The following is a 13,148-nucleotide window of genomic DNA, read 5'->3' as shown; positions in this document are numbered from 1 at the left end:
GATCATGAAATTTTCAGACGGCTACTGGCTGACGCGGGAAGGATATCACATCAACACGCCAAAAGAAGCCTACGACCGAAGGATTGATCAGCAATCATTGACCGTATACGGGCCTGTCAAAGCGGTTCAAAAGCGCGGAGACACGCTGGACACCCGCATGCTCACCGTGAGATTTTCGAGTCCCCTTGAAGACGTGATCCGTGTGCAAGTGTTCCATTTTCAAGGGGAAACGCCTCGGAAACCCGATTTTCAGCTGCATATGACAGACGTTGAACCGGTCATCTCCGAACACGATGAGGCGCTTACCTTCCAAAGCGGCAGCCTATGCGTCGAAGTGAGCAAAAACGGATGGGGCTACCAATTTTCACGTAATGGACAGAGCCTGACCGCAAGCGAATCGAGCAGCCTCGCCTATATCACGAGCGATGACGGGCGCACCTTTATGAGGGAACAGCTCAACATCGGCGTCGGCGAATTGATCTACGGCCTAGGCGAGCGTTTTACGGCTTTCGTGAAAAACGGCCAAACCGTAGACATCTGGAACCAGGACGGCGGAACAAGCACGGAGCAGGCGTATAAAAATGTGCCGTTCTATTTGTCAAACAAAGGGTACGGTGTTTTTGTCAATCATCCCGAGCTCGTCTCATATGAAATTGGTTCTGAAGTCGTATCCAAAGCGCAGTTTTCGGTCGAAGGAGAATCGCTTGACTATTTTGTCATCAGCGGCGCCGAACCAAAGGATGTTTTGAAACGCTATGCGGCGTTAACGGGAAAACCGGCGCTTCCCCCGGCCTGGTCTTTCGGCCTCTGGCTGTCAACATCGTTCACAACCGACTATTCTGAGGAGACCGTGACCCGCTTCATCGACGGAATGAAGGAACGCGGCATCCCGCTCAGCGTGTTTCATTTTGACTGCTTCTGGATGAAAGAATTTGAATGGTGCAATTTCGAATGGGATGAACGATATTTTAAGCAGCCTGAAGCCATGCTCAGCCGCCTGAAAGAAAAGGGTCTGAAAATATCCGTCTGGATCAACCCTTACATCGCTCAAAAATCGAAGCTCTTTCAGGAAGGAAAAGAAAACGGCTACTTCTTGAAAAACAGCCGCGGAGATGTGTGGCAGTGGGACCGGTGGCAGGCCGGAATGGCAATCGTCGACTTCACCAATAAAAAAGCGCGTGACTGGTATTGTTCAAAGCTTGAAAGCCTGCTCGACATGGGGGTCGACTGCTTCAAGACCGATTTCGGAGAACGGATTCCGAGAGACGCAGTTTACTTTGACGGATCAGACCCCGACAGAATGCACAATTATTATTCTTTTTTATACAACAAGACCGTATTTGACTTGTTGAAGCAAAAGCGCGGCGAACGGGAAGCGGTCGTGTTTGCAAGGTCGGCGACGGCCGGCGGCCAGCAATTTCCCGTACACTGGGGCGGGGATTGTTTTGCCAGCTATGATTCAATGGCTGAAAGCCTACGCGGCGGCCTGTCGCTTTCCCTTTCAGGCTTTGGCTTCTGGAGCCATGATATCGGCGGATTTGAAAGCACGGCAACAGCCGATTTGTATAAGCGCTGGACCGCATTCGGCCTCTTGTCCACGCACAGCCGCCTGCACGGGAGCGAATCATACCGCGTTCCGTGGCTGTTTGACGAAGAAGCGGCCGATGTCATGCGGTATTTTGTCAAACTGAAGCACAGGCTGATGCCTTATTTGTACGCCGCTGCACATGAAGCGCACGCTGAAGGCATTCCAATGATGCGGGCGATGCTCCTCGAATTTCCCGGAGATAACACTTGCCACTGGCTTGACAGACAGTACATGCTCGGCGGAAGGCTGCTCGTCGCGCCCGTTTTTCAGGAAGACGGCGCTGTCCGTTATTATTTGCCAAAAGGCACTTGGACACACCTTTTGACGGGAAAGGAGACGGAAGGCGGAGAATGGAAAGAAGAACAGTACGGTTATATGGGGCTTCCCCTGTTTGTCAGGGAAAACACGCTGCTGCCGCTCGGGCAGGAATCCGGGCGACCTGATTATGATTATCTCGACGATGTGACGTTCTGCCTTTACCAATTAAAAGACGGCTGCACAGCCGAACAGACGATTTACAATGAAAAGTGCGAAGCAATGACAGTCAGAGCTTCACGACATGAAAATACGATTACCGTAAAAACAACAGGCGTCCAAAAGAAATGGAAGCTGCTCATCCGCGGTCTTTCTGTCACCTCGGTTATTAACGGAGCTGCGGAAGCGCTTCAGGAGGGAACAGCGATTCAGCCAAAAGAAATGGATCGGGATGTCTTCATTTATTTCTAAAAAGGAGTGATCAGGATGCTGAAAAAGGTCCGCATCATCATGTTGGTCGCAATGTGCATGATCCTTTCCGCCGCCGGTTTTGATCCGCCGCAGCCCGCGGCCGCTAAAACCCAAGCTGATCAATATGAGTATCCCTTTCAAGATCCCAGTCTCCCTGTTCAAAAAAGGGTCAGCGACTTGCTTTCACGGCTGACCCTTGAGGAAAAAGTGTCACTGATGCATCAATATCAGCCTGCCATTCCCCGGCTCGGCATTCCCGCTTTTAAAACGGGCACAGAAGCGCTTCACGGCGTCGCCTGGCTTGGGGAAGCGACCGTTTTCCCGCAGGCTGTCGGGCTCGCGCATACATGGGACCGCTCGTTAATCAAACAAATCGGCTCAGCGGTCGGTGATGAAGTCCGCGGCTTCCACCACCTTGATCCTGCGGCAAACGGCGTCAACGTCTGGGCGCCTGTCGTCGATCTACTGCGGGATCCAAGGTGGGGGAGAAATGAAGAGGGCTATTCCGAAGACCCTTTTTTAACAGGGGAAATAGCAACCGCCTATGCCTCCGGGTTAAGGGGTGATCATCCCTTCTATTTGAAAACAGTACCAACCTTAAAACATTTTCTTGCCTATAACAACGAAACAGACCGGGGATTCAGCTCCTCAAGCATTGATCCCAGGAACATGCATGAGTATTATTTGAAGCCCTTCGAAACAGCAATTTCCGCAAAAGCCGCATACAGCCTGATGCCAGCCTACAATTCTGTCAACGATAAACCGGCCATTTTGAGCCCGCTGCTCAACAGCACAGTCAAACGAAAATGGGCCGGAGACGATTTCTTCATCGTCAGCGATGCCTTTGATCCTTCAGGAATCGTCAATGATCATAGGTATTATGACAGCCACGAAAAAGCGCATGCCCATGCCGTAAAAGCCGGCATTGACAACTTTACGGATCAGGGAGAAAATCCCGAGCTGACGAAAAGCGCCTTAACTGGCGCCTTAAAGCAAGGCCTTATTTCTGAAAAAGACCTCGATCAAGCCTTGGCCAACACGTTCGGCATCCGTTTTCGCACGGGCGAATTCGATCCGGACGAACTCAATCCGTACAGCCGCTTGACAGATGACGTCATCAACAGTCCAAAGCACCAGCAGCTGGCGAAAAAAGCGGCTGAAAAAGCCATCGTTTTACTGAAAAACGATCGGGACCTGCTTCCCTTCAATACCCGTAAGAATGAAAACATCGCAGTCATCGGTCCGTTCGGAGATGCGCTTTACGAAGATTGGTACAGCGGAACGATGCCATATCGGAAAACCCCGCTTGACGGAATCGCGGACAAAATCGGCAAAGACCGCGTCTCCTTTGCCGAAGGGCTGGAACAAAGCGGATTCAAATCCGCGCTGACCGGAAAGTTTGTAACCGCAGGCCGGGACGGCAAACAACCGCTCACAGCATCGGCTGACAAGCTTGAGAAAAGCGCGGCATTCGATGCGGCGGATTGGGGAGAAAGCATCTTCACCCTTCGTGCCCAAGCGAACGGTCTCTATGTCTCGCTTCAGGATGACGGCAAGCTGATCGCTGATCAGAAACAGCCGAACGGCTGGACTGTCAAAGAAACTTTCCAGTTTGAACAGCAGCCTGACGGGACATTTGCCATCAAAAATACGGCAAACGGCAAATATCTCACAGCCGGAAAAGACGGGACATTAACAGCCGCCGCCGAAAAGCCGGCAACAGCAGCGGAAAAGTTTTCAAAGACGATCATCAAGAGCGGTACGGATGAAGCGGTTCGGCTGGCAAAAGCCGCGGACAAAGCCGTCGTGTTCGTCGGCAACAATCCTTACATCAACGGCCGGGAAACCGAAGACCGGAAAGACATTACACTCCCTCCCGCCCAGGAAAATCTGCTGAAAGCCGTTTCTAAAGCCAATCCCAATACGGTGCTTGTCGTAACGGGCAGCTATCCGTTCGCTCTCAACTGGGCTAAAGCGCACATTCCTGCGATCATATATTCCGCTCACGGAGGCCAGGAAGCGGGAAGCGCATTGGCGAACATTCTCTTTGGAGATGAAAATCCGGGCGGACGGCTGACGCAAACTTGGCACACCTCAGTCAAAGAACTTCCGGATATGATGAATTACGATATCATCAAAGGGAAAAGAACCTATAAATATTTCGAAGGCAGGCCGCTGTATCCGTTCGGCCACGGGTTATCCTATACAGCGTTCCGCTACAGCGGTTTAAACGTTTCCTCTGACAGCATCAAAAAAGACGGATCTGTCACGATCCGCGTTAACGTCACCAACACAGGCGGGAGAAAAGGGGAGGAAGTCGTTCAGCTCTATACTTCTCCCCTATTTAAAACGCGTGTTAAACAACCGAATCTGGATCTGAAAGACTTTCAGCGGGTTGAACTGGCACCGAAAGAAACGAAAACCGTGACATTCAAGCTGAAACAGACAGACCTTACCTTCTGGGATGTGACGAGAGAAACGTTTGCCGTTGAAAGAGGGGCTTACAAAATATCAGTCGGCAGCTCGGCGGCGGACATCCGCAAGACAAAGCGGATTTTCGTCCAGGGTGAAACGATTCGGGAACGGAACTTGCGCCGGCAGACAAATGCTGAAAACTACGACGACTACAAAGGCGTGCTCATCACCGAAGAATCCAAATACGGCGGGGATGCGGTAAAAAACAGTACAACAAACGCGTGGATCGCCTTCCATGATGTCCGCTTCAAAGGCGAAAAAAGGATAAAAGCAAAGGTTGCAAGCAGCAGCGGCGGCGAAATCGGCATCTTCCTCGACCATCCTCAAAAAGGAAAACAAATCGGTTCGTTAAAAGTGCCTGACACATCCGGATTGCAAAACTGGAAAACGGTAAAAGCTTCCGTCCGAAAATCTGCAGGCACCCACCGCGTCTATTTTGTCTTCAAAGGGAAAGTTGCAATCGATGCATTTCAATTTGAACGATAAATCGGCAAATGAGAAATTTTTTAAAAGCCATGCAGCTTGATCTGCATGGCTTTTACCGTTTTTCAGCAATTTTAGCGCTTTACAATTTAGAAATGATATATTAGAATTCAATCAAAAGTTGCATTAGGTAAAAAAAATGTCACTAGGTAATAAAAAATTGCCGAAACAAAAATATTGTATGCAGGTTAACTTTCATATAGACATAGAAAGGGGTTAATGAAGCTATGAAACCCGCAATTACCGTAAAAGATTTATATGTTTCTTATCACGGCGCAGAAGCGCTTCACAATATCACTTTCTCGCTCGATCAAGGAATGATGGCGGGCATTATCGGACCGAACGGCGCAGGAAAATCAACGCTGCTAAAATCCATGCTCCAATTGATTCCAAAAGATAAAGGCGACGTCCGTCTGCTGGGAAAACCGCTCAAAGATGTACGCAAGCAAATCGCCTATGTTCCGCAGCGGAATGATATGGATTGGACGTTCCCGATCAATGTCCTCGACACCGTCATCCTCGGCACATATCCTGAACTCGGCCTTTTCAGACGTCCGAAAAAACGCGATAAAGACTGGGCATATCACTGTCTTGAAAAAGTCGGGATGGAAGCATATGCCAAGCGCCAGATCGGTGAACTGTCAGGCGGGCAGCAGCAGCGCGTTTTTCTCGCCCGGGCGCTCGCCCAAAAAGCAGAGCTGTTCTGTCTTGACGAACCGTTCGTCGGAATTGATGTGACGAGCGAAGAAATGATCGTCAGCATCTTAAAGGAACTTCGTGATGAAGGAAAGACCGTTCTTGTCGTCCATCACGATTTAAGCAAAGCGGACAGCTACTTCAATGAATTAATTTTGCTGAACAAAGAGCTGATTCAAAAAGGCCCTGTCTCCGACATCCTCAATCCCGACGTGATGATGAAAGCCTACGAATCTCAGCTTCCGTTCCTGCAATCGAAAAGAGGTGCGATGTGATGGAGTTTATCCATGGTTTGATGGAATATTCGTTTCTGCAAAAATCGCTGTTCACCTCGATTATGGTGGGCATCATTTGCGGCGTCATCGGCTGCTTTATCATTCTCAGGGGAATGGCGCTGATGGGAGATGCGATTTCACATGCGGTTCTTCCGGGCGTCGCCATCTCTTATATGCTCGGCGTCAATTTTTTCTTCGGCGCCGTCTTTACGGGCATCCTGACGGCTCTCGGAATCGGCTATGTCAGCCAAAACAGCCGGATTAAAAACGATTCGGCCATCGGCATCGTATTCACGGCCTTTTTCGCCGTCGGGATCATTTTAATCACGCTTGTCAAAAGCTCAAGCGATCTGTACCACATCTTATTCGGAAATGTGCTGGCCGTTCGTTCATCAGACATGTGGATCACGCTCGTCATCGGAGTCATTATTCTTACCGCTGTCTTTTTGTTTTACAAAGAGCTGCTCATCACCTCTTTCGACCCGACGATGGCGGCCGTCTACGGTTTGCCGAACCGGCTGATCCACTACTTTTTAATGACGCTTTTAACAATGGTTACGGTCGCATCGCTTCAGACCGTCGGCATTATCCTCGTCGTCGCGATGCTGATCACGCCTGCCGCAACCGCTTATTTATTGACAGACCGGCTGTGGGTGATGATCTATTTGTCCGCTTTCCTCGGCGCTTTGTCAGCGGTCATCGGCCTTGGATTAAGCTATACGTACAACCTCTCCTCAGGAGCGGCAATCGTGCTCGTGGCTACGATTTTATTCGGACTTTCCTTTACGTTTTCACCGAAACAAGGCGTACTTTGGAGAGCAGTGAAATCAAGAAGAAAACGGGCAGCACTTCAACAATAACCGCCAAATAAAGGGGGAAAACAAAACATGAAATGGAAGCAAACACTAGCATTTGCGGCGGCATTGATTCTGCTTCTCGCCGCCGGCTGCTCCTCGAAAAGCAGCAGTGAAGAAAACGGAAAGCTGAAGGTCGTCACCACCTACTCCATTCTCTATGACATCGTCAAACAAGTCGGAGGGGATCACATCGATTTATACAGCATTGTACCTGTCGGAACAGACCCGCACGAGTATGATCCGTTGCCTAAAGACGTGCAACAAACGACGGACGCCGATGTCGTCTTTTACAACGGCCTGAATTTGGAGACTGGGAACGGCTGGTTTAACAAGCTGCTGGAAACAGCTGAAAAAGACGGTGATGGCGCCCCTGTCTACAAGCTGAGCAAAGGGGTCAAGCCAAAGCATCTCACCGCTAAAGGAAAAGAAACGGAAGAAGATCCTCATGCATGGCTCGATATAGAAAACGGGATTCAATATGCAAAAAACGCAAGAGATGCGCTGATCAAAAACGATCCCGACCATAAAGAAGACTACGAGAAAAACGCGGAAGCCTATATCGGCAAGCTGCAAAAGCTTCATGATGAAGCGGTGAACCGCTTTAAAGATATACCGAAAGAGCGCCGCATCCTTGTGACAAGCGAAGGGGCTTTTAAATATTTCACTTCGGCCTACGGCGTCGACGGAGAGTATATTTGGGAAATCAATACCGAAAATGAAGGAACTCCCGGTCAGATGAAAAAAATCGTTGACACCGTGAAGAAAAAGGACGTTCCGGCCTTATTCGTGGAGACAAGCGTTGACCCGCGCAGCATGGAAAGCCTGTCAGCGGAAACGGGCGTGCCGATTAAAGCAAAAGTCTTCACCGACTCGATCGGAAAGCCCGGTGAAGCGGGAGATTCCTATTATAAGATGATGAAAGAAAACCTTGACCGGATCCATCAAGGTCTCGCCGAATAACCGACGAACTGCTGTACACGATGTACAGCAGTTTTTTCGTATGTTTTCCCGATTTTAAAGCAGGGTACAACGAAGGAAAAACGCAGAAAAAGGAGTGTGTTTCGTGGAATCTGTATATGAGGAATGCATCAAAGCCTGCCGGGAATGTCTTGAAGCCTGCAATCATTGCTTTGACAAATGTCTGATGGAAGAAGACGCGGGGATGATGGCCGAATGCATCCGTCTTGATCGGGAATGCGCAGAGATGTGCGGTTTCGCAGTTCAAGCCATGACGCGCAACAGCCCGTATGCCGAAGACATTTGCCAGCTTTGCGCAAAGGTTTGCGAAGCTTGCGGCAATGAATGCAGCTTGCACAAGCATGACCACTGCCAGCTTTGTGCTGAAAGCTGTTTTGCATGTGCGGAAGCATGCAGAAAAATCGCTTCTTAACTTGAAATATCCGGCTCTCGGGCCGGATGTTCTTATGTCGGAAATGTTTATTTTTTCTCCTCCCCCCTTGCTAAACTGATACAATATGACTATAAAAGGGGGTTTTATTATGAAAGACAGCGTGTTTCAAATGACTTCTGACACATATCAGTCGCTCAGTGATTCAGAACGGCATTTGCTCGAGTACATTTATCAGCACTTGGATGTCATCGCCACTTTATCGATTGTCAAATTAAGCGAGGATGCAAATGTTTCAACAGCCACGATTGTCAGGTTAATGAAAAAACTCGGATATGACGGCTACACTTCTTTTAAGTATGCATTAAAAGAGAAACACCACCTCGGGCACGCTCCGCTAATGGATGATATTGACAGCCAAATTAAACAGGCCGTGTTAAAGAATGAAAGAGAAGTTCTGGATACGATTAAAATGCTTGATATCGGGTTGATCGAAGATGCCATTCAAAAAATCAGCAATGCCGAAAAAGTTTATATTTTCGCAAGAGGATTGTCTGAAATGATTGGGACCGAGATGACGATCAAGCTTCAGCTGCTCGGCAAAAACTGCGAGATGCACAGCGACCCGAATATTATCAGAGGCAAGTCAAAAACACTTGCCAAAAAAGACCTCGGCCTTTTTGTTTCCCTGAACGGTGAGACAGAAGAGCTTGTTGAAGCCGCTCAAAATTTCAAATTGCAAGCCATTTCCACCATCACATTAACGACCAGGATTGATTCGCGTCTTGCGAAATTATCAGAGATCGTACTGGTCGGGTTTAAAGGTGAACAATCATTTTTTCCCGATTATGAAGTCCGCTCTCGCCTCCCTCTGCAAGTCCTCTCCCGCATCATGCTGGACTCATACGTCATCCGCACCGCTCATAGCTGAAAACCTTTACACAACCTGTAAACATCCCCCCTTTTATCTGTGACATAATGTCTGTGAAGCCACAGATAAAGGGGGGATACAGCATGATCTATACATGCACGATGAATACCGCAGTCGACTTATTCGTTGAAACCGACGAGCTGCTTCCCGATGTCGTCAACCGCACTAAAGATGAAGATTATCAGCCAAACGGAAAAGGCGTCAATATTTCATTTATGCTCAAACGCCTCGGTCTTGACAATACTGCGCTTGGATTTACAGGCGGATTTACAGGGCGTTTTATTGAAAACGAACTGCTGAATGAAAAAATCGTCACAGACTTTGTCGAAGTGGAAGGCATCTCACGGATCAATATTTTTATCAATGCCACCCGGGAATTTAAGATCGTAAACAAAGGACCGCTCATATCTGAAGGCCGAAAACAGGAGCTGATCAACAAAATCCGTCAAATCCCGCCCGGCCGTTTCTTATTTATATCAGGCAGTCTTCCGAGAGGAGTCCCCGATGACATGTACCTTTCGCTTTCCGAGATTGCCGCCGAAAACAATCTGAAATTGATCTTGGATATCAGTTCTCCCATCCTATTAGATTGTCTTTCATACCATCCTTACCTGATTAAACCGAATGAACAGGAGCTGGCCGCCTTTTTCAGCCGGAAGAAAGCGCTGTCCGAAGAAGACATCATCCATTACGGAAACGAGCTTCTCGACCGCGGCGCTGAAAGGGTTCTCATTTCCCGCGGCAAAGATGGCGCCCTTTATTTGGACCGCCAAAGAACCTTAAAAGCGACTGCTGCCAAAGGCAAAGTTGTCAATACCGCGTGTGCTGGCGATGCCATGCTTGCCGTATTCGTCGGAAAACAGGAGCTTGGCTGTTCCGTTCCTGAAGCACTTAAGTACGCCTCTGCCGCCGGGTCCTTGACGGCATTCTCGAAAGGACTCGGTGATGTGTCCGAACTCGATCAAACAGCTTCACAAATTCAAATCACTCATTTATAAAGGGGGTTTTCTTATGAAAAAGTTTAAAATCATCGCGGCAACCGGCTGTCCAACAGGAATTGCCCATACATTTATGGCTGAAGAGGCCTTAAAACAGGCTGCCGCCAAACTGGGTGTAGAAATCAAAGTCGAAACACACGGGCAAATCGGCGTTCAAAACGAACTATCGACAGAAGACATTAAACAAGCCGACGGGGTCATTGTCGCGGCAGACAAGGATGTAGGCGCCGAGCGTTTTGCAGGTAAACGTGTCCTTGACGTCCCGGTTGCGCGGGGCATCCGTGATGCAGAATCTTTAATTCGGACGCTGATGAACGGCGAAGCGCCGATTTACCGCGGACAAACAGCGGCAAAAACAGAGGATGAACCTAAAACAGGCGAAGCCACTTCTATCGGCCGTAAAATATATAAACATTTGATGAACGGGGTTTCCCACATGCTCCCATTTGTCGTCGGCGGAGGGGTTTTGATTGCACTATCCTTTTTATTCGGCATCCATTCAGCGGATCCTGAACATCCAAGCTACAACGCTTTTGCCGAATTACTGAATAAAACGGGCGCCTTCGGCTTCCAGCTGATGGTTCCGATATTATCTGCCTATATCGCCGATTCAATGGCTAAACGCCCCGGCCTGATCGTCGGTTTTATCGGCGGCATGATCGCCAGTACGGGTGGAGCGGGTTTTCTGGGCGGCATCGTATCCGGTTTTTTGGCGGGACTGATTATTTATGGTCTCTCGTATGCACTGAAAAAAATGCCTCAGTCCCTTGAAGGGCTGAAAGCAATTTTTCTTTATCCGGTTATCGGCATTTTTCTGATCGGTGCGGTCATGTTTTTCCTCGTGGAGCCGATGACGGCCATCAATGAAGGGATGAAGGACTTTTTAGCCGATTTTCAAGGGGCGAACCCCATCATTCTCGGCTTGATCATCGGCTGTATGAGCGCATTTGACATGGGCGGTCCGGTCAATAAAGCAGCCTATGTCACCGGAACTGCTCTTCTCGCTGAAGGGAACCAATATTTCATGGCAGGCGTCTCCGCCGCGTGTATCACACCGCCGCTCGTCATTGCGTTTGCCACTTTGCTTTTCCGCAAATATTTCAGCCAGCAGGACCGAAATGCAGGGCTTGTCAATTTTATTCTCGGCGCCACTCATATTACCGAAGGCGCTATTCCGTTCGCCGCAAAAAAACCGATCCCTGTCATTCCGATTTTGATGATCGGCTCTTCGGTTTCAGCGATATTAACATACTCATTCGCAGTTCAAGTACCTGCCCCGCACGGCGGATTCCTTGTACTTCCCGTTGTAACAGGAGCCTTTCAGTGGGTGCTGTCAATTATCATCGGATCGCTTATCGGCGCCTTCTTATTCGGCTTTTACCAAAAACGGACATATGAAAAAGAGAAAGGCTGATCAAACATGGGCACAGCAGCTTTAATCAAAAAAGAGCACATCTATCTTCAAGAAACGTTATCTTCCCAAGCGGAAGCTTTTGACCGGGTGGCTCAGATCGCATATGAATCGGGAGCCGCCAAAACAAAACAAGCGGTCATTCACGGATTGGCACAAAGAGAGGCTGAAAGCACGACCGGCTTTATCGACGGCTTCGCCATCCCCCATGCAAAACTGAAGGACATCACAGAAGCATCTGTCATCATCATTCAAAACCAGGCAGGAATCGAATGGAACGCGCTTGATCAAACGCCTGTCACATTTATCATTGCTTTATTGATACCCGATGCCGAGGCAGGCAGCACACATCTCAATCTATTATCATCGGTGTCTCGCATGCTTGTTCACGGAGATGCGAGGCAGCAGCTGCTTGATGCCTCGAGTCCTGACGACATTCTGAGCACCTTCTCGAGCTATATATCCTAATTTTGATTAGAAAGAAGGAATCGATATGCTGACAAATACGAAGAAAATGCTGCTGGACGCACAGACAAACGGCTATGCGGTGCCGGCCTTTAACATTCACAACCTTGAAACCGTGCAGGCCGTGACAGAAGCTGCTGAAGCCTTAAGGTCCCCCGTGATTCTTGCGGCTACTCCCGGAACCTTCAGCTATGCAGGCCGCGATTATATTCAAGCGATTGCAGAAACTGCCGCCGCTCGCTGCTCGATCCCGGTCGCCCTCCATCTCGATCATCATGAAGAAATTGAAGATATTCGCGAGTCTTTATCATTAGGGACAAAATCTGTCATGATTGATGCTTCGCACCGACCATTTGCCGAAAATACCGCAATTGTAGCGAGTGTCGTTCAATATGCCCGGCAAAAAGATGCCACTGTAGAAGCCGAGCTCGGAAGGCTCGGCGGACAGGAAGACGATTTGATCGTGGATGAAGCCGACGCTTATTACACCGATCCCGATGCAGCAAAAGAGTTCGTCGAGAAAACCGGAATCGATTCGCTGGCGGTGGCAATCGGTACAGCCCACGGGCTTTACTCAAAAGAACCCAATATCGATTTTGACCGGCTGGCCGCGATTCAAAAACGGGTTTCAGTTCCGCTCGTCCTGCACGGCGCCTCAGGAATTCCTCAAGAAGATGTAAGAAAGTGTATCAAGCTCGGATGTGCAAAAGTAAATATCGCGACTGAATTAAAAATTCCTTTTTCAGATAAATTGCGCCGTTATCTGCATGAACACACCGAAGCAAGCGATCCAAGAAAATATATGGCCCCCGCCAAAGAAGCCATGAAAAAAATCGTCCAGGAAAAGATTTTGATGTGTATGAGCAATGACAGATATTAATACAAAAAGCCGGAT

Annotated in this window: 11 protein-coding genes; all 11 read left to right on the top strand. The window is 48.9% G+C overall.

Annotation, left to right across the window (positions count from 1 at the left end):
* Positions 1-4: 4 nt before the first annotated feature.
* The 11 genes from yicI to H2R00_RS18795 all read left to right on the top strand — a co-directional run bounded on the left by yicI (position 5) and on the right by H2R00_RS18795 (position 13,133).
* Positions 5-2,314 carry an alpha-xylosidase gene (gene yicI / locus H2R00_RS18845; RefSeq protein WP_182070059.1) on the top strand — a complete coding sequence of 770 codons (2,310 nt, stop codon included), beginning with the start codon at positions 5-7 and terminating at the stop codon, positions 2,312-2,314.
* Positions 2,315-2,329: 15 nt separating this feature from the next.
* Positions 2,330-5,275 (top strand): glycoside hydrolase family 3 C-terminal domain-containing protein, encoded by a 2,946-nt coding sequence (locus H2R00_RS18840; protein ID WP_182070058.1) that lies wholly within the window; start codon positions 2,330-2,332, stop codon positions 5,273-5,275.
* Between the two features lie 224 nt (positions 5,276-5,499).
* Positions 5,500-6,243: a metal ABC transporter ATP-binding protein gene (locus tag H2R00_RS18835; protein ID WP_154995265.1), complete on the top strand. Its 744-nt coding sequence runs from the start codon at positions 5,500-5,502 to the stop codon at positions 6,241-6,243.
* Positions 6,243-7,103, top strand: a complete 861-nt coding sequence (locus tag H2R00_RS18830; RefSeq protein ID WP_003185227.1) for a metal ABC transporter permease — start codon at positions 6,243-6,245, stop codon at positions 7,101-7,103. The genes H2R00_RS18835 and H2R00_RS18830 overlap by 1 nt, the downstream gene beginning before the upstream one ends.
* A 27-nt stretch (positions 7,104-7,130) precedes the next feature.
* Positions 7,131-8,060: a metal ABC transporter substrate-binding protein gene (locus H2R00_RS18825; protein ID WP_182070057.1), complete on the top strand. Its 930-nt coding sequence runs from the start codon at positions 7,131-7,133 to the stop codon at positions 8,058-8,060.
* A gap of 103 nt (positions 8,061-8,163) precedes the next feature.
* On the top strand, positions 8,164-8,490 hold the full coding sequence (locus H2R00_RS18820) for a four-helix bundle copper-binding protein (protein ID WP_234112282.1): 327 nt from the start codon (positions 8,164-8,166) through the stop codon (positions 8,488-8,490).
* Positions 8,491-8,599: 109 nt separating this feature from the next.
* A complete protein-coding gene (locus tag H2R00_RS18815) occupies positions 8,600-9,379 on the top strand; it encodes a MurR/RpiR family transcriptional regulator (protein WP_003185233.1) in 780 nt (259 codons plus the stop codon).
* An 83-nt stretch (positions 9,380-9,462) separates the two neighbouring features.
* Complete coding sequence (pfkB, locus tag H2R00_RS18810) at positions 9,463-10,377, top strand: D-tagatose-1-phosphate kinase (RefSeq protein ID WP_182070055.1); 915 nt, start codon at positions 9,463-9,465, stop codon at positions 10,375-10,377.
* Positions 10,378-10,390: 13 nt separating this feature from the next.
* Complete coding sequence (locus H2R00_RS18805) at positions 10,391-11,791, top strand: PTS fructose transporter subunit IIC (protein ID WP_182070054.1); 1,401 nt, start codon at positions 10,391-10,393, stop codon at positions 11,789-11,791.
* Positions 11,792-11,797: 6 nt separating this feature from the next.
* Complete coding sequence (locus tag H2R00_RS18800; protein ID WP_154995275.1) at positions 11,798-12,256, top strand: PTS sugar transporter subunit IIA; 459 nt, start codon at positions 11,798-11,800, stop codon at positions 12,254-12,256.
* A 25-nt stretch (positions 12,257-12,281) separates the two neighbouring features.
* Positions 12,282-13,133, top strand: a complete 852-nt coding sequence (locus tag H2R00_RS18795) for a tagatose bisphosphate family class II aldolase (protein ID WP_182070053.1) — start codon at positions 12,282-12,284, stop codon at positions 13,131-13,133.
* The last annotated feature ends 15 nt before the right edge of the window (positions 13,134-13,148 follow it).

The organism is Bacillus haynesii, assembly GCF_014042035.1.
GTDB lineage: Bacteria > Bacillota > Bacilli > Bacillales > Bacillaceae > Bacillus > Bacillus haynesii.
The sequence above is the reverse complement of the archived record's forward strand: the minus strand, read 5'-3'. Positions and strand labels throughout refer to the sequence as shown.

Bases quoted from the DNA above. Each gene is read 5' to 3' on its own strand.
- yicI (WP_182070059.1), top strand. From the start codon at position 5: ATGAAATTTTCAGACGGCTACTGGCTGACGCGGGAAGGATATCACATC.
- H2R00_RS18840 (WP_182070058.1), top strand. From the start codon at position 2,330: ATGCTGAAAAAGGTCCGCATCATCATGTTGGTCGCAATGTGCATGATC.
- H2R00_RS18835 (WP_154995265.1), top strand. From the start codon at position 5,500: ATGAAACCCGCAATTACCGTAAAAGATTTATATGTTTCTTATCACGGC.
- H2R00_RS18830 (WP_003185227.1), top strand. From the start codon at position 6,243: ATGGAGTTTATCCATGGTTTGATGGAATATTCGTTTCTGCAAAAATCG.
- H2R00_RS18825 (WP_182070057.1), top strand. From the start codon at position 7,131: ATGAAATGGAAGCAAACACTAGCATTTGCGGCGGCATTGATTCTGCTT.
- H2R00_RS18815 (WP_003185233.1), top strand. From the start codon at position 8,600: ATGAAAGACAGCGTGTTTCAAATGACTTCTGACACATATCAGTCGCTC.
- pfkB (WP_182070055.1), top strand. From the start codon at position 9,463: ATGATCTATACATGCACGATGAATACCGCAGTCGACTTATTCGTTGAA.
- H2R00_RS18805 (WP_182070054.1), top strand. From the start codon at position 10,391: ATGAAAAAGTTTAAAATCATCGCGGCAACCGGCTGTCCAACAGGAATT.
- H2R00_RS18800 (WP_154995275.1), top strand. From the start codon at position 11,798: ATGGGCACAGCAGCTTTAATCAAAAAAGAGCACATCTATCTTCAAGAA.
- H2R00_RS18795 (WP_182070053.1), top strand. From the start codon at position 12,282: ATGCTGACAAATACGAAGAAAATGCTGCTGGACGCACAGACAAACGGC.